Source organism: Spirulina sp. 06S082 (assembly GCF_034932145.1).
In the GTDB taxonomy this organism is placed as follows: domain Bacteria; phylum Cyanobacteriota; class Cyanobacteriia; order Cyanobacteriales; family Spirulinaceae; genus CCY15215.
In genome coordinates this window covers 1-24625 of record NZ_JAYGHV010000275.1, presented here as the reverse complement: position 1 = coordinate 24625, position 24625 = coordinate 1, and the positions used below count along the sequence as shown (strand labels likewise).

21 protein-coding genes and 1 pseudogene are annotated in these 24625 nt (G+C 42.5%); 8 read left to right on the top strand and 14 right to left on the bottom strand.

From position 1 onward, the window contains the following. Window positions 1-4: 4 nt before the first annotated feature. The 9 genes from VB714_RS15920 to VB714_RS15880 form a co-directional block, all read right to left on the bottom strand. Window positions 5-2206, bottom strand: coding sequence for a hypothetical protein (locus VB714_RS15920; RefSeq protein ID WP_323225627.1), 2202 nt, complete (start codon window positions 2204-2206; stop codon window positions 5-7). 28 nt (window positions 2207-2234) lie between these two features. After that, window positions 2235-3158, bottom strand: coding sequence for a hypothetical protein (locus VB714_RS15915; protein WP_323225626.1), 924 nt, complete (start codon window positions 3156-3158; stop codon window positions 2235-2237). A gap of 5 nt (window positions 3159-3163) precedes the next feature. Then, window positions 3164-3964, bottom strand: a complete 801-nt coding sequence (locus tag VB714_RS15910; RefSeq protein ID WP_323225625.1) for a hypothetical protein — start codon at window positions 3962-3964, stop codon at window positions 3164-3166. Between the two features lie 12 nt (window positions 3965-3976). Beyond that, a complete protein-coding gene (locus tag VB714_RS15905; protein ID WP_204103123.1) occupies window positions 3977-4729 on the bottom strand; it encodes a hypothetical protein in 753 nt (250 codons plus the stop codon). Window positions 4730-5191: 462 nt separating this feature from the next. Next, window positions 5192-5575: a Mini-ribonuclease 3 gene (locus VB714_RS15900; protein ID WP_416309706.1), complete on the bottom strand. Its 384-nt coding sequence runs from the start codon at window positions 5573-5575 to the stop codon at window positions 5192-5194. 142 nt (window positions 5576-5717) lie between these two features. Beyond that, a complete protein-coding gene (locus VB714_RS15895; protein ID WP_323225623.1) occupies window positions 5718-6074 on the bottom strand; it encodes an STAS domain-containing protein in 357 nt (118 codons plus the stop codon). A 179-nt stretch (window positions 6075-6253) separates the two neighbouring features. Continuing rightward, window positions 6254-7396 carry a glutamine-hydrolyzing carbamoyl-phosphate synthase small subunit gene (gene carA, locus VB714_RS15890; protein WP_323225622.1) on the bottom strand — a complete coding sequence of 381 codons (1143 nt, stop codon included), beginning with the start codon at window positions 7394-7396 and terminating at the stop codon, window positions 6254-6256. A gap of 176 nt (window positions 7397-7572) precedes the next feature. After that, window positions 7573-8844 (bottom strand): bifunctional ornithine acetyltransferase/N-acetylglutamate synthase, encoded by a 1272-nt coding sequence (gene argJ, locus VB714_RS15885; protein ID WP_323225621.1) that lies wholly within the window; start codon window positions 8842-8844, stop codon window positions 7573-7575. 162 nt (window positions 8845-9006) lie between these two features. After that, entirely contained in the window at window positions 9007-9393 is a 387-nt protein-coding gene (locus tag VB714_RS15880; RefSeq protein WP_323225620.1) for a response regulator, read from the bottom strand. 634 nt (window positions 9394-10027) lie between these two features. Between VB714_RS15880 and VB714_RS15875 the strand changes: the two genes are divergently transcribed. Then, window positions 10028-12388 (top strand): GAF domain-containing protein, encoded by a 2361-nt coding sequence (locus VB714_RS15875; protein WP_323225619.1) that lies wholly within the window; start codon window positions 10028-10030, stop codon window positions 12386-12388. 116 nt (window positions 12389-12504) lie between these two features. Further along, on the top strand, window positions 12505-13431 hold the full coding sequence (locus VB714_RS15870) for a Uma2 family endonuclease (RefSeq protein WP_323225618.1): 927 nt from the start codon (window positions 12505-12507) through the stop codon (window positions 13429-13431). Between the two features lie 79 nt (window positions 13432-13510). Here VB714_RS15870 and VB714_RS15865 read toward each other — a convergent pair whose 3' ends face one another. Genes VB714_RS15865 through VB714_RS15855 form a run of 3 tightly spaced genes read right to left on the bottom strand, consistent with a single transcriptional unit; the run spans window position 13511 to window position 18852 of the window. Then, the gene (locus VB714_RS15865; protein WP_323225617.1) at window positions 13511-14761 is read right to left on the bottom strand and encodes a tetratricopeptide repeat protein; all 1251 of its coding nucleotides are present in this window, start codon (window positions 14759-14761) and stop codon (window positions 13511-13513) included. Continuing rightward, a complete protein-coding gene (locus VB714_RS15860; RefSeq protein ID WP_323225616.1) occupies window positions 14758-16467 on the bottom strand; it encodes a hypothetical protein in 1710 nt (569 codons plus the stop codon). The genes VB714_RS15865 and VB714_RS15860 overlap by 4 nt, the downstream gene beginning before the upstream one ends. Before the next feature lie 51 nt (window positions 16468-16518). Beyond that, on the bottom strand, window positions 16519-18852 hold the full coding sequence (locus VB714_RS15855) for a hypothetical protein (protein WP_323225615.1): 2334 nt from the start codon (window positions 18850-18852) through the stop codon (window positions 16519-16521). 295 nt (window positions 18853-19147) lie between these two features. Between VB714_RS15855 and VB714_RS15850 the strand changes: the two genes are divergently transcribed. The 5 genes from VB714_RS15850 to VB714_RS15835 all read left to right on the top strand — a co-directional run bounded on the left by VB714_RS15850 (window position 19148) and on the right by VB714_RS15835 (window position 23306). Then, window positions 19148-19852 carry a Crp/Fnr family transcriptional regulator gene (locus VB714_RS15850; RefSeq protein WP_323225614.1) on the top strand — a complete coding sequence of 235 codons (705 nt, stop codon included), beginning with the start codon at window positions 19148-19150 and terminating at the stop codon, window positions 19850-19852. 22 nt (window positions 19853-19874) lie between these two features. Then, window positions 19875-20582 (top strand): DUF2232 domain-containing protein, encoded by a 708-nt coding sequence (locus VB714_RS15845; protein ID WP_323225613.1) that lies wholly within the window; start codon window positions 19875-19877, stop codon window positions 20580-20582. A gap of 149 nt (window positions 20583-20731) precedes the next feature. Beyond that, on the top strand, window positions 20732-21334 hold the full coding sequence (locus tag VB714_RS15840) for a hypothetical protein (RefSeq protein WP_323225612.1): 603 nt from the start codon (window positions 20732-20734) through the stop codon (window positions 21332-21334). Continuing rightward, window positions 21331-21558, top strand: a complete 228-nt coding sequence (locus tag VB714_RS27490) for an ABC-three component system middle component 6 (protein WP_416309705.1) — start codon at window positions 21331-21333, stop codon at window positions 21556-21558. Before VB714_RS15840 ends, VB714_RS27490 begins: the two co-directional genes overlap by 4 nt. Next, window positions 21552-23306, top strand: coding sequence for an ABC-three component system protein (locus VB714_RS15835; RefSeq protein ID WP_323225611.1), 1755 nt, complete (start codon window positions 21552-21554; stop codon window positions 23304-23306). The genes VB714_RS27490 and VB714_RS15835 overlap by 7 nt, the downstream gene beginning before the upstream one ends. A gap of 72 nt (window positions 23307-23378) precedes the next feature. Here the strand turns inward: VB714_RS15835 and VB714_RS15830 are convergent, their stop codons facing one another. Further along, window positions 23379-23618 (bottom strand): hypothetical protein, encoded by a 240-nt coding sequence (locus VB714_RS15830; protein WP_323225610.1) that lies wholly within the window; start codon window positions 23616-23618, stop codon window positions 23379-23381. 45 nt (window positions 23619-23663) lie between these two features. Further along, window positions 23664-24095: a hypothetical protein gene (locus tag VB714_RS15825; protein WP_323225609.1), complete on the bottom strand. Its 432-nt coding sequence runs from the start codon at window positions 24093-24095 to the stop codon at window positions 23664-23666. A 385-nt stretch (window positions 24096-24480) separates the two neighbouring features. On the opposite strand from VB714_RS15825, the pseudogene VB714_RS27485 reads away from it, so the two are divergent. Continuing rightward, window positions 24481-24625, top strand: a pseudogene (locus VB714_RS27485) (TIGR00303 family protein); the annotation flags it as partial.

Genomic DNA, 24625 nt, shown 5'->3' with positions numbered 1-24625 from the left:
TGACTTAACCTTCGCCTCCGGGAGGATTTTGTGAATTATTATTTTGGTTGTTTGGAGTAGTTTGAACTTGTTGAGAACAAGTTTTAGTTTCATCAGGTAATTGAATCCCAAGAGACTTAGCAACATCGCATTTCAGCATATTGCTAGTTCCTTTATCTACATTAATTACTCCATCAACTTTAAGTGTTTTTATTTGTTGATAGTCTTTAATAGCATTGACCCATTGTTTTGCCACATGAGGATCGGGAGGATCTAGACTTTTTAAACTCAGATGTTCTAATGAAACAAGCCCAAAAATTTTTATGATTTCTTGTTGAATATTTTCTACAGAATGCGTGCCGTTAGAAGCACTTGCAAGTTCTTTAGCTATCTTTTGAATAGCTTCATGAGTCTTTTTAAATTGCGTTGGACTATCCGCAGAGTCTTTGCCATTTGGTGTAGGAGTTGAAGCGGGATCTGTTGAAACAGAAGGAGACTCATGTGGTGTCGGAGAAGGAGTTGAAGAAGAATCCTCAGTTCCTGAATTTTGACTTGATTGAGTTGAATCTGGTTTTTCTTCTAAGTCCAAGACAGTATTACCCAACAAGACTCCACCAGTTAAACTAATCGCTAGTAAAGGCAAAACAAACATCATTTTCATGTCAATTGCTCCTATGTCTAATAAGAAATAAGCTAAAGATTCAATGGGAGTAACTTGCCGTTTTACTTTGATACCATAAATAGCATAATCCCAATGAGTAGGACAGAGTTGATCGAAAATATTTCCCGGTACTTCACCAAAACTAATATGATGAAATAATGCTGACATCTCTAACGTCCCAATTTGAGAAAACAAGTCAGCTAAAGACTCAAATTGTTTGCGAGGGCGAGGATGACCTTGCCAAAATATAGCAATATCTTCTAATAGCTTTTTCCAGTTTAGATTCTCAGTCGTTTGAAAATCTAAATTAGTGTTTCTTTGTCTGACAAAACGATTCATTAAACTTAAGTCATTGTTAATTTCCTCTCGCACTTGCTGTCTGTACCAATATCCCCAAATCCCATGATTTGGATGCAAAAACCAAGCAACATACGAAACTAATTCTGGCTTATTAATGACCCGAGGAATGAGCGATCGCGCCCCCGCCAAAACCTGCTCCCTGAAACTATTCAATTGCAAGAGTTGATTGGACTCACGCAAAATCTCACTTTGAAACTCAGCACAAATAGTCCAATGTTCATCCTGCTTGCCCGATCGCGACCCCATCCAGCCGACAAACTCCGGCAAAGTCTGAGGTAAAATCGCCCCCCGCAAGGTCAGTAAACGCACCATTTGGTCGCTATACAAGCCCTGAGAGATTGCCTTACTTGCCCCCTGTCCGTCAAAAATCTCTCGCCAAAACCCCTCATCGATCGCCGGATTACTTAAAGCATTATCAAGGGCAAGCAAACTCTCCGGTTTCACCTTCCGCATCAACCCCTTCACCGCATTTTTAATCGCCTGTTCCCCCGCGATAGGAGTCGTCAAACGCGGTTGTGAAGCCAAAGTACGGCGTAATAACTCCTCAGCGCGATCGCTTCCCGGTTGAATTGCTTGGAACATTCTCGGTTGTTCCAACGCCTCTACCTTAAATGCCCAGGCGATCGCCCCTCCATTACGATGCGCCATTTGTTTCGCCATCTCATTGAGACTTAAAGGCGCACAAGGTTGTTGACAAGGCACGATCGCCGGTGCCGATCCCGACATTAACCCCCGCAAATCCTCCCGCAACTGAAACCCCGTCCGGCTTTTAGCTTGATAGAGATTAGGCTGTCCCTCCCGCTTAGAATTGAAAGGATCGAAAACAATCCCGCGTCCCTGCTGTTTCTCCCCATTCATCCAAGCCAAAATTATCTCCAATTTGCCTCGTCCTTGTGAGAGAAAATAACGATACATAGAAGCGCTGCGACCGCGATCGTCCTTCCCTTTTGTGACCACCGCCACAACCGACCATTCTTCCCCATACCCAGAGACTTCCCGCCCGATAATCGCCGGATCGCTACCGTAGGCACCCTCCGCCACCGCAAACTCGCGATTGGTAATGGCATCCCGCACCCCAGAAGGAATCGTTGGGAGAGTTCGATTCATATAATCTCCCGTAAAGCCCTTCGACACCCATCCTCCATCCGGTGTTCCTTCGACCTGAATTCCTGTACTAAATTCGTGAATTTGTAGCATTGCCCTCATTTTTGAACTGTAAATTGTGAATATTGAATTATCCCCGTTCCAACTCCCGATAGCGATCGCCGGTACAAAGCCAGTAAATCGGCGCAACTAAACCAAAAGGCCGCCATCGCTTCGGGTCTTTAATCACTGAAGTCGTCCCTTGGCGATCGCGGGTTAACTTCTTTGAGTTAGGCTGGGGAAACTCCCGACCCAATACCCCAAAAGCAGAAGTGGTGAAATATTCCACCGTCCCAGACCCCAAACTCCCCCAACCGGCTAACTTGTGACAAGTTTGAGGAAAACGTGCCTCGGCAATTTTCCTCGGATCGTGACGATTAACCCATAACTGCTCAATTTCGCACTTAGTCACAACTAAAGCGATGCGCTTCATCTTTCCCCCCCCATCCACGGCATCTAACGCCCCCAGAAACTTATCTAACCCCCTCGCATAATCCATATCCTTGCGCGGTGCAGTTCCATCTACCAAAAACATTAACCCCGTTGCTTCTCGACAATCTTCGAGGTAACTTTGCAATTTGGCATCTTTACTTTTGTGAACTAAATCGGCAAAAAACTCCCCAGCATAGTCTTTACAGCCAATGGTCAATTTGAGAATTTTGGGAAATAATGCCGCTTTAGCAGAAGTGAGGGACATTTGATTTTTCACAGCAATACTGAGGAGATAGTCTTTGACATCCTCAGCACTGGCATTGAGGTCAGTTGGAGGCAATTCCAGACCTTGTTCTAAAATATTCCTCGCTTGATTAATCAATTCCTGCGCGTCATCATTCACAGGGGAGATATCCTGCACCGGACTGTTTGAATCAGCATTCGGCCAGTAGGCCAGAGAAGCCATATAAGCCGTTTTACCCGAAGCGCGATCGCCAATGACCCGCAAAGTAGCATTGGCATCAAAAAGAGTCGGCGCATTCTCATTTTTGTCTTTTCTGTTCTTCAACCAATCTAAAATCATCACTTTTATCCTTTATTGAGCCAATAGAGAGGAGCAATTATGTTGTAAGGTTGCCATCGCGGCACCTCCCGTAATACCGAGGCTTGACCGGATTTTCCTTGTTCGTCGATGCGATTGGGTCGAGGGTCGTTGCGTCGCAATACCCCAAAGGTGGAAATGGCATAAAAGCGAATATTTTTCGGAGTTACTTTTTCTCGTAATGTTGCTGTTGTCATGGGTAAATGCCGATTAAACAGGTCGGTTTCGGGATCGAGTCGTCCCGACCACAGTTCCCCTCGTTCGCACTTACTCATAGCTACAGCCAGTCGCAAATCTTTGGCGCGATCGTGAGAATCCATTAATTCTAAAAAGCGGTTGATAATGCGGTTGTAATGGTTATCTGTTCCTTTAATCCAGTCGGAAAAAAGGATTAAACAGCCTTCAACATCTTTGCGAAAACACTCTTCGATAAATTCCTCTTGAATGGCATCACCTGCATCAGATTCAGCGATTTTCTCGAAGACTTCCCCAGGATAATCCTTAAACACTAATTGAAAGGATTCTTCTTTAATACGGGGAAATTTTTTAACGGCAATTTTGAAGGAATAATCAGGCAAAGTATCTACGGACTCAACTCGCGTTGGTTCAAAAGATTCCCCTTGACAGATAATATTTTCTGCTTTTTCAGCAATTTCCCGCGAATCATCATTCAAGGGAATAATATTAAATTGCTTAGATTTGCCGATGGTCATTCGCTTATAAGCCAAAGCAGCCAAGTAGGTTGTTTTACCCGAAGCACGCGGACCAATAACGCAAATATTTCCCATAATTTTCTCCTTTTAATCAGCTAAAAAACTTCCCAGATAAATCCAGGGCAGTTCGAGTAGTTTGCGATTATGAATACTGGTAATAAAACAGCGAATTGCCAATCCAGAAATATTCTTATTTAGATGTTCAATTTGAGTCTGAATCGGTCGGAAATAGCGCTGCATCACATAAGCATTTCGTTTTTGCCATGTCATCGGAGAACGATTGGGACTATACTCCAAACGAGATGCTTCTTTATTCACATCACAAAAAAGATCGGCTTTATTCAAACAAAGAACGAGATGGCGAACTTTAGGACAATCTTGCCGGAAAAATTTAACCCATCTTTCAAAGCGATTGCACCATTGTTGTTGGGTAATATAGTCTTCGCGATTTGCCCCCGAGATAATCTCTCGATAGGGAGGAACAACTAAAAGAATCCCCTCGCTGTCAACTATGCTACCGAGAAATTTTTGCCATTCAGGTTGATTCTCATCTGCCTGCTGCCATCGGGTTCGCCAGATTTCACCGGGGGTATCAAGCCACTCTAATAAAATCTCTTTTTTCCCTGTTGGCAATTCGACTTGAATTTCTAAAGCGCGATCGTAAAGTGCTTGGCTTGCGTCTGTTGCTTTAGTGCGACCTTCAGCGTCATCATAAAGCATCACTTTGAGATTTTCATAATCTGGATGAGTGACTTTAACATAGTGACTGTTTGGGTTTGCGAGTTCCATGGCCAGAGAGGTTTTCCCTGTTTCGCGATCGCCAATGTAAATCACTCCCATTATTCTCACCTCCTCAAATATAGAACCTTTGTTTTAAACAATGCGAGATATGTTTTATGCACCTACTTGACACCAATCAATTTAAGAGTGTCCATGAACACCTTCTTGTTTCTTTCCTATGTTTCAGGAAATTTTAGATTTTCTTTAGATTGTTCGGGAACAACTCAATCTGACAGTTTCAAAAAACGTATTAACGTTCTATTTAGTTCTTGGGAGGAGAAGATGCTATTTTATGCAGTTGTTTACAGAACTTTATAAAAGAACATCTGAACTCTTCAACCTTGCCAGGAGAAAGCAATTCTTTCTATTAAGGTCTTGGAAGCAGAAGATTCTGTTTATGCAGTTGTTTACAAAACTTTACATAAGAACATATAAACTATTCAAGATTTGAAGAGAACCGTTTGCTTTCTCTTCAAATCTTGGCAGGAAAATATCCTATCTATGCACTTGTTGACAAAACTTTTACTCAAATTTGAGGAGAGAAAATAACTCGTGCAATCGCTGAATATTTGTGAGATATAAATAACCAATCAAAGTTTCCCAACTCGTCGCTTGTTGATAAATCTCTGCATCAAGACGTTGGGGCTTGCGATTCACAGCATTGCGTCCCTGACGTAATATCTCTTTTTCTGATTCTGTTAAATGAGGGAGAAGCGATCGCAATTGTTCAGCCTGACCCTCAGCGCGAACAATTGCCACAACGCGATCGTGATAATCTGAAATCCGTCGAGGTGGCAGCAAAAAATAAGTTCTCACGTAAAGCTCGTAAACCGAGTCTCCCAAATAAGCTAAAGCCGCCGGAGATAAACGTTCGATCTGAAAGGGAAAATCAACACAGTCAGCCATTGACTGTAGGCGATCGCCCTTCCAGTCTCGAATCGATTGAGATTTGCTTAAATCATCTGCGGGTGGATCTTCCAAAAGTTCGACTTACTCCCAACAATAATGCGATCGCCAGAAAGGGGACTCCCTGAATTAGAAGTCCCGATTATCCTTCTTTCTTCGGGTTTTCCACATTGGCAATAGCAGCATCTAAACTCTCTTGGAGTGAAAGAAACTTCTCCAAACGCACGAGTTTAACCGTCTGCGTAACTCGGGCATTAGTAACAATCTGCAAACTTCCACCCGCCGTTTGCGATTTTTTGACCAATTGGACTAAAGCACCCAAACCAGAACTATCCACAAAATCAATTTGGGATAAAACTAAAATGATATTATGGGGTCCTTCTTCAATATGGTTGCCAAGAACTTTCCGGAAGGCGGGTTCCGAAAAAGCATCGAGTAATCCCGTTAGTCGGAAAATTTGATAGTTTTTCTTAATTTCCCGCGTGCCTCTTAAGCTCACGGTTAGATTCAGTTGCTCTGGAATAGCGGCCTCCTCACTTCACTGTAGGGTAGGAATTCAACCGTCCAGTATAGCTATTATTGTCCATTTTGGGGGGGATTTTAGCAGAATTATGAATAATGAAATGGGAAAAAGCCCCTACTGTTTGACTCTCTCGATGAAGTGTAGGGGCGATCGCGTTACTTCTTATGGTCCCGCATTAGTTGTACAAATTGCTTAAACAAGTAATCCGCATCGTGGGGACCTGGACTGGCTTCCGGGTGATACTGTACCGAGAAAAAAGGTAAAGTTTTATGGCGCAAACCCGCTACAGTTTTGTCATTGAGATTAAAATGCGTAATTTCAACATCATCTCCCAAAGATTCTGCTGTTACCGCAAAACCGTGATTCTGGCTGGTAATTTCCACCTGTCGATCCAAACCGCAGGGTTGATTTAAACCACGATGACCGAATTTGAGTTTAAAGGTTTCTGCCCCCAGAGATAAACCGAGAATTTGGTGTCCCATACAAATCCCAAATATGGGTTTCTGACTTTCCTGCAAGACTTTAACCGTAGCAATGCCCTCTTGTACCGCAGAAGGGTCTCCAGGACCATTGGAAAGAAAAATACCATCGGGATCGAGGGCTAGAATTTCCTTGGGAGGTGTACTCGCGGGAATGACCGTCACTTGACAGCCATAACTCGCGAGTCGCTTGAGAATATTGCGTTTAACCCCAAAATCAACAGCCACGACTTTTAGGGGTTGTGCTGCGGTATCTTCTGCACTGGCGGCAAATTCCCAAGCCTCTGGCGTGATTTCACTCCATTCGTAGGGCGCTTTTGCGGTGACTTCCTTCACTAAATTCAAACCTGCCATACTGGGGGCAGATTGAACTTGACGCAGGAGTTCCTCTGTATTGAGAATTTCTGTAGAAAGGATGCCATTCATTGCCCCCGTGGAACGAATTTTACGGGTTAAAGCGCGGGTATCAATACCATAAATGCCTGGAATACCGTGCTGTTTGAGATAGTCCGGTAGAGATTGAACCGATCGCCAATTGCTGGGACGATGACAGATATTGCGGGCGATCGCGGCTTTGATTTGCGGGCGATCGGATTCCTCATCCTCTGGGTTAACCCCAGTATTTCCCAATTCAGGATAAGTAAAAACAATGAGTTGACCGCAATAGCTAGGGTCGGTTAAAACTTCTTGATAACCGCTCATGCCTGTATTAAAGACAACTTCGCCCATTGCGGTGCCGGATGCACCAAAAGCAAAGCCCTGATAGATGGTGCCATCAGCAAGGACAAGGAAGGCAGGTTTAGCCTGAGAAAGAGGCATAGGATTAATTTGACAAGATTGTAGTGTTGAATTGATTTTTGGTATTTTTAGGACTTACGCATTAGCGGGCAGGATGCCCGCACTACCATAACGATAGAATACAGTAGTGGGAGCGTCTCGCTCTCTAGCTGCATAAGTCCTAATTTTATCGAAATTTTATCGAAAAATAGGACTAACTAAGTTGTATATTCGGCATTAATCTTGACGTAATCGTAACTGAGATCGCAGCCCCAAGCCTTGCCAATTCCCGAACCCATGCCCAAATTTACGGCAATAATTAAGGGATTGTCCAAATGTTGAATTAATTTCCCCGTTTCCGTTGTCCCCGAAGATTTTGCGGCAATTTCTTTCATATAATTGCTGGCACCTTGTCGGTCAAAAGGCAACGGTTGCCCCTCTTCCATGAGCAGAAACTCCCCTAATTTAATCGTGAGGCGATCTTGATCGAAATTGACCCCCGCCCGTCCTGCTGCCCCAGCAATGCGTCCCCAGTTGGGATCTCGGCCAAAGATTGCCGATTTGACTAAAGATGAGCCAGCAACGGTTTTAGCCACTTGTCGCGCATCGGCATCATTAGGCGCACCGGAAACTTGGACTTCGATTAAACAAGTCGCACCTTCTCCATCTCTGGCGATCGCCTTGGCTAAATACTGACAGACTTCTGTGAGCATTGCTTCGAGTTTTTCCGCATCGGGTCCCATTTCCCGAATCGCTGGAGTACGAGATTGACCGTTAGTGAGGGCAAGCAAGGTATCGTTGGTGCTGCTGTCTCCATCGACAGTAATTTGATTAAAACTCTTATCGGCGGCGCGACGGAGCATTTGCTGCCAAAGTTCAGAGGAAACCAAGGCATCGCAAGTCACAAAAGCCAGCATGGTGGCCATGTTGGGGTGAATCATCCCCGATCCCTTGGAAATACCGCCGATCCGCACGGGGCGATCGCCAAAAGTCGTTTCTAAAGCAATAGATTTAGTCACTAAATCCGTAGTCACGATCGCCTTAGCCGTATCCTCTCCACCTGTGGGAGATAGCGCCGCTACTAACTTAGGAATTCCCGTGCGAAATGCTTCCATTTTCATGCGCTGGCCGATCACCCCCGTGGAAGCTAACAAAACACTATTGGGGTCAATGTTTAAATTCTCGCCAATTAAGCGGGCGGTTTCAAGGGCATCCTGCAAACCCTGTTCCCCCGTGGCAGCATTAGCCTGTCCCGCATTACAGAGAATCGCCCGCGCAACGGCCTTCTTTTGTAATACTTTACGGCAATAGTCCACACAAGCCGCCCGGACAACAGATTGTGTAAAAACTCCGGCTGCGATCGCTTCTGTTTCCGAGACGATCAGTGCTAAATCCTTTGCCCCAGAAGGTTTTAACCCGGCGGTAATCCCTGCTGCGGTATATCCTTTGGGGGCTGTTACTCCGCCGTCTACCTGTTGCCAATCTGCCATATTAATTATCAACGATCGATTATCAACGATCAATTATCAATCATTGATTCTTAATTATCAATCCTCTTCTGTTATGCTTTCCCCATTATTCATTTCCTTGGGTGCGAACTCGAGAAGAAGGAGAAAAGTAAGCAACTCGCCGTCTGAATCCCTCGTCTTTCATTAACTGACAGAGATTAATCTTTGAATAACCTCTAGTAACTTTTCGCGATCGAAAGGTTTTGTGAGATACTCTGTTGCTCCTGCCAAACGTCCCTGCACCTTATCAAATGCTCCATCTCGTGCTGTCAGCATGATAATCGGTAATTTTCCAAATTGTGGCAAACTGCGGACGGTTCGACATAACTCTAAGCCATCAACCCCAGGCATAGTGACATCTAGGAGTAACAAATCGATATTTTGATGATAAATCGCCGATAACGCATCAACAGCATTGTCGGCAACAATAACACTATACTGCTGATGCAAAGCCTGTTTGATGGATTCTCGCACGATGGGACTATCATCGACCGCTAAAATCGTGAACGCTTGAGGTGCAGTTACAGACATTTTTAGAAATTACTTGCTGGCTCGTGTGTAATTTTATTCTTCCCGATCGCTTCGGAACAAATATGTTCTTAAATAGGGTACAAGAATAGTATTTTTTTGGGGGGTATCAACCTTTACTTATTTTTACATAAGGATCGCAATCAGGAATTGTGAAAACGAAGACGCAGAAAAAAAAAGGGTCTTTAATATTTGGAAATTGAGGATTTCCTTTGCCATTAGAGGACTTGTATAGGGGGATCGCGGATTTCCGGAGACAAAATCAAAAATCTTTCTTAAGAAAAATGGTTAATTTTTTGTTTTATGATACCAAATTGCACGCTGATGGCGCATAATGAAATTGGAGATATCGATCGGCTTGTCTGAATTCCTGATTGGCTACGTGTTTTTCAAAATCTTTGTGATAAGATGTTTTTCATAAAAAAAATGATTGTTTCGTTTTGTTTAGCAAAATTAGCAATTAAAAACATAACTTAATCTTCGGAGAAATAAAAAATAAAGAAGAAAAGTTTGATTTCAAATCGATCTCGAACAGCCTGTTTTGCAGCAATTCCAGCAACAAAACAGGCTTCTAGAGGCAACAAATAATATTTAAACTCGATTTTTCAGGAGTTTTTGTGAGATGGTTGTGAGTTTCATGAACGTTCAAATTTTAGAAAGTATTACCGATGCCTTTTTTGTACTGGATCGAAAATGGAGATTTATCTCCCTTAATTCAGTAGCAGAAAAATTATTGGGGAAAAGTAGGAAATTTCTGCTCGATCGCTGTATCTGGGAGGAATTTCCAGATCTAAGGGGTTCGATTTTCGAGCAGGAATATCGGCGCGCCGTAGAGGAACAGATTTCCGCCCATTTTGAAGCCTTTTTCCCCATCGGCAAAATGTGGGTTGAGGCTCACCTTGCTCCTCACCAGGACGGAGTTTCAGTTTGCTTGCGAAACATCACTGAACGGAAAAAAATCGAAACTGACTTATTGGAGCAATCCCGCTTGGCTCGCTTAGAAGCACAAATTAGTCGCTTTTTAGTTCGCAATCATTCTATCCCCGAAAGCCTGCAATATTGTACCGACGCGATCGCCGAAAATCTCGATATTGCCATCGCTGCAATTTGGCTCTACAACGAGCAACGCGATTGCCTCGAGCTTCAGGGTTCGAGAACAAACGCCAATATTCCCCCCGCCATTCTCAATTCCGAATTGCTCAGTCAGCCAGAACTCTCCTTAAACGGCTCAATTATTGGCGCGATCGCCAAAACCAAGCAACCCATCTACGATCTAGTTTTTCCTCCCTTCGGGGATACCATGGGTAAAATCCAGCACAAACTGGGAGACTTTCATAACGATCCGCTCTTTTGTAATTTAGATGCCCAACGTTCCCCAGGGAATGCAAAATTGCATTTTATCGGCTATCCCTTAGTCCTTGAAGACCAATTAATCGGCGTTCTGGCTGCTTGGAGCGATCGCTCCTTCAGTAAATCCTTACGGGAAGGATTTGCCACCCTCGCCGATAATTTAGCCCTCGACATCGATCGCTGTCAAGCCAGAAGCGCCCTTGCCTCACGCCGAGAAGCCCTACTCTTTCGCCTCGCCAATCAAATCCGCAATTCCCTCGATTTAGATACGATCCTTCAAACCGCAGTTCACGAAATCCGCACTCTTTTGAACGTAGACTGTTGCAGTTATCTCTGGTGTTGGGGAGATGTTAAAAATTCTCCCAGTTTGAGCGTTAGTCACGAAGCAGAAATTGAAACCCGCACAATTCAAGGAATTCGCACTTGTCCCCCCGATCGCCTCACCTTTTTAGCGCGAAAAATAGAGCAGTTAAAAACCATTCGCATTGAAGATTTAGCACACCCGCACCTTCCTCATCTTCCTCCCCGAGAAGTAGAAGAACTGACAACCTTACTCAAAGGGATGAACATTAAATCCCTGCTTTTAATTCCTCTCAAAACTCGTTCCGGTCATCTCGGCGCGATCGCCTGTTCTCAAGAACAAGCCCCCCATCATTGGAGTGATTCCGAGGTGGAACTTCTCCGGGGTGTTGTGGATCAATTAGCCTTGGCGATCGATCAAGCCGAACTATTCGCTCAAACCCGCGCCACGGCGTTAGCGGCTCAAACCCAAGCACGAGAACTCGAACTAACCCTTGCAGAACTGAAACACACTCAAACCCAATTAATTCAAACCGAAAAAATGTCCAGCTTAGGACAGATGATCGCAGGAATTGCCCACGAAATCAATAACCCGGTTAACTTTATTTCTGGGAATCTCAGCTATACCAGCGAGTACGTTGGCGATGTACTGGAATTACTCAAACTTTATCAAAAGCAATATCCTCACCCCAGCGAGGATATTGGTGAATTCTCCGAAGAAATAGACTTGGGTTTTATTATCGAAGATTTACCCAAAACCCTGTCATCTATGCAAATTGGGGCAGAACGCATTCGCAAAATTGTTCTTTCTTTAAAGAATTTTTCTCGGTTAGATCAAGCCGAAATGAAAGCAGTTGATATTCACGAAGGAATTGATAATACGCTACTAATTTTGCAACATCGTTTAAAAGCAAAAGGAAGTCGCCCTGAAGTTCAAATTCAGAAAGAATATGCAGATTTACCTCCCGTGAAATGTTATGCCGGACAATTAAATCAAGTTTTTATGAACATTATCAGCAACGGTATTGATTCTCTGGTTGATATTCCTGCTCCCCATTGTTTGACTATTATCACGGAAGTGGAATCGACAGAGGATGGAGATCCTACTAATGTGTTAATTCGCATTAAAGATAATGGTTCGGGAATGGATGAAAAAACCCGATCGCGCATTTTCGATCCGTTTTTTACCACCAAACCAGTCGGAAAAGGAACGGGTTTGGGTTTAGCGATTAGTTATGAAATTATCGTTAAAAAGCATAACGGTCAGATTTCTTGTCATTCGGCGATGGGAGAAGGAACAGAATTTCGCATTTCTATTCCGATGATGCAGCCAGAAAATGAAGGGTAAATTGATTTTGATTGAATCACTCCCTAACACTACTTTGCTTGTGAATCGGCCGTCTTTCTCGATTTTTCTTTTTCTTTAAGGTACACTTGTTTTTAGAGTGTTTTAACCTTTCTCTCATGGTTCAACTTCAACCTTCTTACTCCAAGCAGAAATCTCTGCCCACCATGTACGATTTGCCTAGCGAAGATCCGGAGGAACCAGGTTTGCCCGATGAATTTCACGATTTTCAACCGAATTTGCTGACTCAAACTTGTCAATCTCCACACCATCTTCGATCTGATTATTTTATTGCCAAGGATTTGAATCTCTACTACGATCGCCAGCATACTCAGTGGTACAAGCGACCGGATTGGTTTTTGGTTTTAGGTGCAAGACGCAGTACGAATTTACAAGAGTTGCGCTTGAGTTATGTGATTTGGCAAGAGGAAGTCAGTCCTTTTTTAGTGGTGGAATTGGCTTCTCCGGGTACAGAGGATGAAGATTTAGGCAGAACTCAGCGAAAAAAGGAGACAAGACCGACAAAATGGGAGGTTTATGAAGAAATCTTACAAGTTCCTTATTATGTCATTTACGATCGCTATGAAAATCAGTTTCAGGGTTTTGTTTTGGAGTCGGGAAAATATGAACCGTTAGACTTAGAAGAGGGGCGATTGTGGTTAGAGGAGTTGGGTTTGGGTTTGGGTTTATGGCAAGGAAGTTATGAGGGAGTAGAGGGTTTATGGTTGCGTTTTTATGATGAGGTTGGTAATTGGATTCCTACTCCCAATGAACGTGCCAATCGCGAACAACTGGAGAAGGAACGAGAACGACACGAAAAACAACAAGAACGACAACGGGCTATTATGGCTGAAAATGAGCGCGATCGCGAACGAGCAGAGAAAGAACGCGAACGGCTGGAAAAGGAACTTGAAAAACAAAGAGCCGATCGCGAACGTTTAGAAAAGGAACTTGAAAAACAGCGTGCCGATCGCGCTGAATCTGACTTGCAAAAAATGAGAGAGCGCCTGATACAATTGGGGATCGATCCTGAAACTCTACCTTGAGATCGCTTTCTTTTGTGTTAATTCGCATTCAAGATAATGGTTCGGGAATGGATGAAAAAATCAGATCGCGCATTTTCGATTAATGGGATAGGTTGCTGTTGATATAAGTCAAAGCACTTTCAATCTCTGTTACGCGCTCAGAATTGAGGGATAGGGCTGTTTGTAACGCTTCTTTCGCCAGATGCCATTGTTTGCTCCCCAAATAGGACAGCCCCAAGAGGTAATAAAGTTCGGCTCCTTGTTCCTCCATGAACGACTCGGGCAATTGATCCAGGTTATTCAGGACAGTGGAAAATTCACCGATCGCGCGATCGCTTTCTCCCGACATCAAAAACACTTCTCCGAGTTTAATGCGAATGAGAAGATTAGAGGGATCTAGACTGAGAGCCTGTTTGTAGGCTTCAAGCCCTGGGGAGGGATTACCTTGCTCTAGGTATATATCCCCCACCATACGCCAGGCGATCGCGTCTTTATAGGGCGATCCAACATTATCGAGTCCTGTATGGTAATCGATAACCCGGCGAAACTCTCTAAATCCTTCCTCTGCATTCCCTCGCCAAGTCAAGGCATAACCCCGATTGTAGTGCGCCCAAACTAAATCCGGGTCGAGTTGTAGGGCGGTATCTAGTGCCTCGATCGCCATCTCGTCATCATAGATAAAAGAGCGAAACATAATGTGTCCCAAAGCGTTGTAGGCATGGGCAAAGGTGGGATCGATCGCGATCGCTTGGCGATAGGCTTCTACAATTTCTCCTAGTATCCCGTTTTGCTGCTCTAGAGTGCGTCCCAGTTCAAAATAGGCACTGGCTTCAATGGATTCTCTTGGGGTTGTTGGGGCTGCATAGGCATCACCGCGCATCGAACCATCGGTAATGGGTTCTCCCAAGGGAGAGTATTGGCGATCGCTAAAGAGAGACAAGTAACCGTAGAGAGGATCTTGGGATATTCCTTGGCGAAAGGCATCCAAGGCTGCATCTGGATTTTTGGCCAAAACCTGCATTTGTGCCAGCTTAAAATACAGACTGGGAATTTTTAACGCTTTCTCGGTTGGGTCAATGTTGGCACTGTTATAGGCGGCGATCGCGTCTGTATAGTTGGCGATCGCTCCCCTCGTGTTATCCTGACAACGCTCGAGATCCCCCATCCTTTCTAATCTATCAGCAGCCTCTGGGCGATCGGTTTGAAAGATGGCGACTTCTTGCCCTAATGAGGTGCAATCCTTGGGCGCATCCGAGACCTCACTGGCAATAACTGAAGGCAAAAAACTGGTGCAGGATAATAAGACTGTGCAACAACCCGTTGCGATCGCAGTAGAAACAGGATAAATCATGGTTTTAGACTCTCGAAGATAGAGAAATTTACAGCCAGAGGGTCATTGAATTTTTGTGAGCTTGTTGCCAAAATAAAGGAAAAATACTTTTGTAAGCGCTTTCCTTGTTTGGCGTTGGGATGATAAAGCGGCGGTTGAGGGGTAAACAGGGGGGCAGAGGCGATCGCCGGATAAGGGAGAAATTCCTGGGATTTTGCCTCCATGCGGACTCGGGTTTCGGGGGAGGGGATCAACCCTTGGGGCAGTTGTCCCGTTAGAAAAGGGAGAATGCGCCAGAGACAAGCGCGGGGAATCCCTCGACGTTCGAGGGATTTCATAATTTGTTCCAGGGAGAGAGGGCGATCGGGAAAGCTGTGTAGTAATTCTGCGAGGAGAAAATAATCGCTATATTGGTGACGCAGGCGATCGAGCATTTGGGGAAATAAGGGCAAGCGAGAGAGTCCCATCGCGATTAAGTGATTATCATTATTGTTTTGCAGGAGAACAATTTCAGCTTGGGGAAATTTAGCAGATAAGCGAGATTGCAGGAAAGGTAAAATGAGAGCCAACATTTCGCCGCTACAGAATACCCGCGCGATCGCCCTGGGATTTTCCCCTTTTTGACTTAATAATTCATTAATTTGGCGATTCAAATTCTCCCAGAGAGGCTCAATAATTTTCTCTTGGAATTGCGATCGCGTCACTCCCCATTCTTGATGACCTAGATGCGTTGAGAAGGCTTCTTGCTTCTGTAAAATGAGGACGACTCGTTTTGCAGTTTCCAGTAAGGATTGTCCTTCAGGAGAGTTTTGTAATGTCACCGAAGCGCGATCGCGTTTGGGGCGATCGGGTTCTCCCGGTGGAGGAATTTCTAGATTTAAACATTGTACAAATTCTTGTTCCGGCAACCATTGGGGATAAAGTAATTGGTAAAAAACATCTTGATACAGATCGATTTCTCCATATTCTAAACCCCGTAGCGCCCAATCTTCTCGGGTGAGGTGTTCGAGTTGCGTCCCCGATACCAAAGCCGATTCTGTGGTTATCTTTCCCCCCTGTACAATTAACGTGCCATTGGGGAGTCGCGATGAAGAGGCAACAAGAGGGTATGGGGTCAACTGTTCTGTTTTGCTGCTTCCTTCTTCCCCTAATATTCCTAAACCGATCGCGATCGCCTCTTCCAGGAAAAAAATGCGATCGGGAGTATCGATCAATTGCGCCCCTAAAATGGCTTCTCGCAGGTTAAAACGATAGGTATCGCCCCAAGCCACAGAACAACTGAGAACAACCCCTTCTAGAGCCAGCAAAGCCGATTTGAGGTAATGTTCTGGTAAGCCAACAGCTTCGAGACGATAGGGTGTTTTTTGCGAGGGATTGAAAGTTGCGAAAAGAGATTGTAATTCTTGGGCGATCGCCTGCAAGGAAAAAACTGCCCCTTCAGTCCCGCAAAATCGAGGTTCCCATTGACCCGATTGGCGATTATAACAAGGAACCGCCCCCCGAAAATAGTAAGGGGGAGGAGTAAAAGGGTTTGTAGAAGAGAGAATAGGTTTTTTCCGTCCTTGTTTGCCGATCTCAAACTTCATGGGTAAAACCCAAAAACGAGACTCAGATCCGTCGGAGGATAACCAGTAGAGAGGGTAAGATTCGCCCTGCTGACAATCCCGCAATCTTGCTGCCATGCCAGAGGTGCTAAAGTCAATCCCTAAATACCAAGAATGAGTCATAGAAAGAATAAGGAAGTTAGGATTAAAGCCAAAGAAGTTAACAAGAATGGATTAAATTTTTTCATCTTTTTCCTTTTTTTGCTTCCTTTCCGAACTGTTTAGCGTTTCACTCCAAGGATCTATCGCAATTTCTGTTACCGAGGGATTTGTATCCTCGATCGCCCGAGATTTGTTTATCAAATCTTGACTATTTTGGGAATAAGCAGACCCTTTCCGAGGTGCTTCTGGAGAGTCCCACAAGTCATCGTCGCTATTCGCCACAAACTTTGATTCCGTTGTAGGAGAACGCATTACAGGTAGAGCATCTTGCCCCATCCTCGCACCCTTGACAACTTGTTGGGGAGGAGGTGAGGGAAAATCATCATCAACCACAATTTCTAATGATGAAGCAGGAAGAGTAAAAGACTGTTCTGCCTCTATATCCCAACTCAAATCAGCCAAAGAAGTCAAGATTGCTTCAGGAGGAATTTTTATCTTGGCTGTTTCTTCTTGTTCCATCTCTGGCGCGATCGCGCTTTCTGGGAGTATCCAGTCGTCATCTTCTTCCGTGATAATCTCCTCTTCAAAGGCTTCATCAAAGAACTCATCTACCTCCATTTCTGCCTCAATTTCAGGAGAATTAAAATTAATTTTCTTTTCACTCTTGACATTTAGTGCAGTATCTTGTTCATCTTCAACGCTATTCTCTTCTTCATCGCTATTCTCTTCTTCAATATCGAATTCTGCGGGTAAAAATTCAACCTCTGAAACGGCTTGATTTCCTTCAAAATTGGCTAAATCTTCCGTCAAGGTTTTTAACTGTCCGGAGTCGAGAAGGTGTTCTAAATCCTCTTGGGGTTGAGGTCTAACCTCATCGGTAGCCAATAAAGTTTCCCCTTGGGTGACAGAAATTGTTTCTTCCTCAATAATCTCCTCCTCGGGTTCTGATTGTGCCGATTTTTCTTCTAAAAGTTCCGTCAGGGAAGCAATAGTTTCGCCAACGATTTCCTCTAAAGTTTGGGAATCGGTTTCTGGAAGGGGTTGTTCTTTAGACTGAGGAATATCTTCAATTTCTGGCGCGATCGCCATAGTTTCCTCAACAGGTTCCCCAAATAGTGCCGCTTCAACAGTAGAGGGAAGAGTGTCCGGTGTAGGAGGTGCAGCAAGAGACTCAGTTGTTTCTTCGGCTGCGATCGCCGGATCTGGCAATCCCGCAAACAGATCTGGAACCGGGGACTCCTCCCCAGATAACACCTCTAATTCTGACTCCTTGAGGGTGAGAACAATGGGGGCAAAATCCTCATCTTCCTCCCATGCACTCATTAACTCATCAGAATGAAACAAATGCTCGTCCCACGCCTCCCATGCTTCCCCTTGACCGCGATCGCCCGCCAAAAGGGACTTCTCTTCCTCTCCCTCAATATCGACCTGAAATAGCGCATCAACGGACTCTAGAGATTTACCTTCCTCCTCTACATCCCAACCTTGGGGGGACCCTTCTTGCAACTTGGGAGTTTCGGGAATCTCCATCCCCGCAAAGGGAAACAGGGACATTTCCGAAACTGGCGTATCTTCGCGATCGCCAGTTTCAGACAAAGAGGGATTTTGGTCAATTTGTTGGTCAATACTGTTGTCCAACGGGGGAATTTGTGCCGCCGTTTCTGGGTTGAGACGCTGAAGATAAGCCGCTAAAACAGTCTCCCCCTGTTTTCCCAGGACGTGCATTTGCTCAATTCCTTGGGATAGAGACCTTTGATAGCTTTCCATATCCCGCTCTAAAGACGCAAAAACCTTGCGGAAGGTACTATCAAGATTGAGAACGAGGAAATCTGCCTGTTGCTGAAGCGATCGCAATTGCTGGAGGCGATCGAGGTGTTTTAAAGGGGTCAAAGAATTTACCTTGTCATCCCCCGTCCCTTGCAATTGCCATAACTGGGCTTCAAACTTTTCCAGAGAGAGAGCAAATTCTTGTTGTAGTGCCTTGCTGCAACGTCCCAGGAGAATTTGCAAGAAATCCGACATTAACTGTAAATGCTTCCCCTCCAGAGTGCGAATTTCTTGCAGGATAGACTCGCGCTGTTGTCGTAGTGCCTCCACCTCCATCTGTAGGGGTTGCAACCAATCCTGACGCTGAACATTTAACTGCGCCATCACCGCATCGGCGATCGCCTTAGCCGTCTCTTTTTGTTCCGTCCCCAGTTGAGAAGAGTCAGAAGGTGTTATCTCAATTTGATTTCGCAAATCGAGCAAATACCAGCGAATTTTCGCCAATACCGCTTCCTGTTTAGACCCCTCAGCACCCTTGTCCTCAGCCAACGACCCAGCGGCCTCGACCGGTTCCGCATCCCGAGGCAGAACCTTGTCAATCTCGGCGATAAGAGTTTGAATATCGTTGTATGAAATCACCGCAAATCCTTAGATTAAAACGCTCACAGCACTTGTACAAGGCAACAGCCTCAGTAAAAACGATCGATAAACTCGGCGTTTCGCTTTTTATGCTACTCTTCTTATACTATTCAATTCCCGCTTATCAAGGAAACTTAAGGTCAATCGGGGATATCTCCCAGAAGAAAATGGGGAAATTTCCAGATTTGAGTAACACTGTAAGCGTAATTAGCGCATAATAACTTGTGAACGTTCCGGATCGCCTCGCCTTCGGGCAGGATAACCGAAACATTGGCGATCGTCTAGCTCTTGCCTCATGGAAGGAACCAAACCCCGCGAACTCAACCCCGATATCCAAGAACTTATCGATGCCGCCCCTTTCTTTCAAGGGCTCCCGGATGATGCCCTCGATAGGCTTACGTCCCATGCGGTTATCCGCAGTCATCCCCCTAATCAAGTCATTCTTTTGGAAAATGATTGGGGTGGCTCAGTCTATTTTATTGTGGATGGTTGGGTCAAAATCCGAACCTACAACCTCGATGGCAAAGAAGTCACCCTAAATATTATTGGTAAAGGGGAAGTATTTGGAGAAATGGCAGCTTTAGAAGAAGTGCCGCGATCGACGGATGTAATTACCTTGACAACCACAAAAATTAGTAGTGTACCCGCTCAAGATTTTGTCAAGTTAATTAGTACAGAACCCTTAGCTGGAGTCCGTTTAGCCCAATTAATGGCGACCCGCTTGCGACAGGTCAATCGCCGCTTGCGACTCAGAGAAGCCGATAGTATGTCACGCGTTTCTGATACTTTACTCTTTTTAGCAGAAGGACAAGGGAAAGAAGGCAAGCAGGGTATTGAAATCCCCAATCTTCCTCATCGAGAATTAAGCAGTTTAAGCGGTTTAGCGCGGGAAACCGTCACCCGAGTTCTCACCAAATTGGAGAAAAAAGGCTTAATTCAGCGCGAACACGATATTCTGAGGATTCCCGACAAGCAGAAATTAGAAAAAACGATTACCTAGTTGTTTGTTATTTGTTGTTTATATGGATGACACGAATTGGGTTGATACGGTTGATGAAGAGGAAACTTTATCTACGAAGGACGAAACAATAGAAGTGCCGCAAACTCCTCCTGTGGCTGCTTTGGTAATGGTAGAAACAGCCTTTTTAGCCAGTGCAGCGAGTTTAATCTGGCTGATTAATTATTATTTTCCTCTGGGTCCTGTCTTGCAAGTGCTTTTTCCGATCCCGATCGCCTTAGTGTACTTGCGTCGGGGAAGTCGTGCTGCTTGGATGGGGGTTCTAATTTCAGGATTATTGCTGGCTGTATTAATGGGACCGACGCGCAGTATTATGTATACGATTCCCTATGCGGTTATGGGGGTTCAATTAGGGATGATTTGGAAGCGGGGAGGAAGTTGGTACTTTTCGATTTTGTTGGGGACAATTTTAGGAACATTTGGTTCTTTTTTTCGCATTGTTTTAATTTCCATTTTCCTCGGGGAAAACTTTTGGCTTTATGCGATGAACCAAATTACCAGTTGGTTAAATTGGTTGTTTATTCAGTTGGGCATTTTAGCACAGCCGGATATTGGTTTAATTCAGGCGATCGCGTTTGCTTTGCTTGTTTTCAATAGTCTAATCTATCTCTTTACGGTTCACATCGTTGCTTTATTGATTTTCGATCGCCTCAAAAATCCCATTCCTCGCCCTCCTCACTGGATTCAAGTTATCTTTGAGTATGATTATTAGTTATTAGCAATCGCCTCTCTGGTGGTTAGCATCTCGCTGAATTTGCTGTAGCTCAATGCGAACATTTGTATGGCATCAAGTAAGAGAGATTGCACACATTGTCAGACAATCTATAATTATGTCATAGCTATATTGAGGAGTTAACAATAGTGAACTGTCAACGAAAAAATCAAGTAGAAGCTCATATTTCTACAGAATTAGATTTACAAAAAGAATTAGAAGATCGACTAAGGTATGAAAAAAATCCTCAAGAGCAAGGAAAACTGAATTCTCAGATCAATGAAAGTAAAAATAGAAGGAATGGTTATGAGCAAGAGCTTGAACATAGTTTAAAAAAGGCGATGATAAATATTACATTTAGAGAATTAGAAATCGTAACTAAAAGTATTCTTTGTATGCCACCTCTTCCTCCAGAAACAAATTTTAAAATAATTCCTCCTCAACAAAAAATCTTAAAAAATGAATTAACATTACAGATTCACCATAGATTGATGATGGGAATTATACCGGCAACAAATGTTCGGAAATTCATTGAAAATTTTGTTAAAATCAATCCAGATTTTCCTGAAAAATTAAAATCTGGATTTGTAAGAGAATACCAAAAACTAAGAGAACAAGGTTTCAAAGGAGATCAGCTATTCCATAAACTGCATCAATTTTCTAGTGGCTTTAATGAAGATTTTGATCTACAAGCAGCAGGATTAGCCGTTTTATGTTATTTCTTTGAAAAATGTGAGATTTTTGAAAAATGATTTTGCCAACTAAGCACATACCAGTAAAAAATTCATTTTTAGGTTTAGGTGGTATAATATTAGTACACTTAGACCGATCAAAGACAGTAACAGCACTCTGGAACGAAGTATCTGCACGACCAGAGTTTGCTACATTTGAGCGTTTTATTTTGACTCTCGATCTGTTGTATATGATTGGTGCAATAGAACTAAAGGAAGGACTACTCCGGAAAAACTCATGCTGATTCATTCTGTCAAGGCCAATCAATCTTTGTTCAAAACGGTTGAATTTCATCCGGGCTTTAATGTGATATTAGCAGATCGAACGGAAATTTCGGATCAAAAAGACTCACGTAATGGTCTGGGTAAATCAACTTTAATTGCAATTATTCATTTTTGTCTGGGGGCAAATATAGATAGAAAAAACAAACTTCATAAATCTTATCTTCCAGGATGGACTTTCAGCTTAGATTTAACTTTAGCTAACTCAATGATTATAGCCACTCGCAGTATTGATAAACCATCACAAATAGAAATTGAAGGAGATACAACTGATTGGGAAATTCAACCTAAACAACAAAATGGGAAAAATATTTTAAAATTAGACTCTTGGAAAGCCATTTTAGGTAATTTAATTTTTGGCTTACCTATTAATAGCCAAGATAGACAATTCTCTCCAACATTTAGAAGTCTAATTCCGTATTTTATTCGTCGCGGTAGAGATGCCTATTCCACTCCTTTTGAACATTATAGAAAACAAGTTGAATGGGATAAACAAATCAACAATTCTTTTTTATTAGGTCTTGGCTGGGAATATTCACGAGATTTACAACGTTTAAAAGATCGAAAAAAACTTCTCGACAATATTAAGCAACTGAAAAAAACAACGGAAGAAGGTGCAAGAAGTGCAATTTTGGGAAATTTAGGAGAATTAGAAGCCTATAAAGTTCAAACTGAACAACTACTAAACGCGAAAGAAGCCAATTTACTTAATTTTCAGGTTTATCCTGAATATCATGAACTTGAGCAAAATGCAGATCGTTTAACTCGAGAAATTCATGATGCAACTAATGAAAATTTAATCAATCAAAGATTGAAACAATGCTACTTATCTTCGTTAGAACAAGAAAATGAACCTGACAGAAATGAATTGATTAATCTTTATCAAAGTGCTGATGTTGAATTACCTAATTTAGTTATTCGTAGGTTAGAAGATGTAACTCGATTTCATAATGAAATTGTTCAAAATCGTCAAGAATTTCTTGAATCTGAAATCAAGAAACTTAGCGACTTAATAGAGAAAACAAACGGTATTATTAGACAAAAAACAACAGAAAGAGCATCGTTATTAGAGGTCTTGCAAACTCATGGAGCATTAGAAGAACATACCAAACTTCAATCTCTTTATTTAGATACTAAAGCCGATCTTAATGAAATCAATAGAAGAATTGAAGAGCTGAGACAGTTTGAAGAAGATAAAAGTGCTTTGAAAATTGAAACAGAACGTTTAATAATGAGTATGAAACGTGATTTGCGAGAGCGTGATATTCAAAAAAACCTTGCGATTTCATTCTTTAATTCTAATTCTCAAGAGCTTTACAATACTCCCGGAGAGCTAATTATTAATGTAGTAGACAAAGGATACAATTTTAATGTAAATATCGCTCGTGATGGTAGTGAAGGAATTGGTAATATGAAAATATTTTGTTATGATTTGACTTTAGCTCAACTCTGGTCTGGGCGCAATCCTGCACCCAATATCTTAATTCACGATAGCACTATTTTTGATGGCGTTGATGAAAGACAAATTGCATTAGCATTAGAATTAGTAGCTAGAGAATCATCTCAACGAACATTTCAGTATATTTGTACACTTAATTCAGATATGATTCCTGAATCAGAGTTCTCGGATAATTTTGATTTTTCTAGCTATATAAGATTAAGGTTAACTGACGAGAATGATTCTGGAAAACTCTTAGGTATTCCTTTTTAAAGAGATTGATTAAGATTTTTTCTAGAAAAGAATTCCTAGTGATCTGATTTCCAAAATAGTCATGTAGAGATATTATTCATTGATTTCTCTGAATTTAGTTATTAGTTTTTTCCAAGCTGATTTAAGATCAAATCCAGTTCCCAATTCTAGCTCTCCTTCATATTCAAGCACAAAAGGAATAATTGGTATTACAACCTTTAATTTGTGTTTAGCATCTAATTCAGGATTTTTAAGCACCTTATCAATAGAATTTTGCTGATTTGGAGCTAATGCAGGTAGAGAAAAAATTCTTTCTTGAAAAATAGCTACCATTTCTCCTATATCTGATTCTAAAATCTGATTTGTTTCTCTTTCATTTCATAATGTTTGAGTTAAGGTTAATTGGTTATTGTTTAACTGTTTTACAATTTCAGCAATAACAGCTTGTTCGCTCATATCATATTGATCTAATAAATTTTGTTGCATTTGATTTAGATTTTGATAAATAGTAACTTGACCCTCAACTAACAAGTTCAATTTAGAATCCATCTGTTCTAATTGACGATATATATTCTGTACCTCGGCCAATGATTCTTGAGAATTATCCAATTCTTTTTTGAGTTCAGTATATTCTTTTTTATATTTAGTAATTGATTCTTGTTGCCGCTTAATTTCTTTTCGATAGCCTGCTTTAATTCGAGGATTTGTTTCGTATCTCGATTCTTCCTCAAATTCATTGAGTAATTCCATATCTTCACGAATATTATGCTCTAAATCTTTGAGTCTTTGACTAATCAATGAAAAATTCATGAAATTTAGATTCCTTAATTATAAATTTTTCTTAAGTATTGAAAATCCATAAAATTGGAACTTTTAAAAAGTCTGTCTTATTGTCGCCTTTTTGAGAAATAAATCTCTAATTTCTCGTATAAGTTTATAAGAACTACAGCGATAATAATATCCAATTACTATGGGTAAGCAGTACCTAACTTATATTATACTATATCACAGTTTTCTCCAACTTCAGTATCTGTTTTACTCGCTAATACGTCATATCCAGATAATGAAAGCGATCAACCTGCTGCTTGCGGTCATCCTCAAGCGTAAACAAGTAATCTCGATTTTATCAAAGAAGTTCGTTCTGTAACGAACTTCTTTTCTTGTTACAGTTAAAAATAAATAACCAGAAACAAATTTGATAAAAATCCACACTCAACAAGAAAAAGGGGAAAACTGGCTCAAGCAATATCGCGGAAAATTGCCTTATTTTGCTTGTGTTTTGGGCTTTACAGAAACAGGATTGATTGAAGGCATTTCTGCTGCGGGGGCAACTCCTGAAG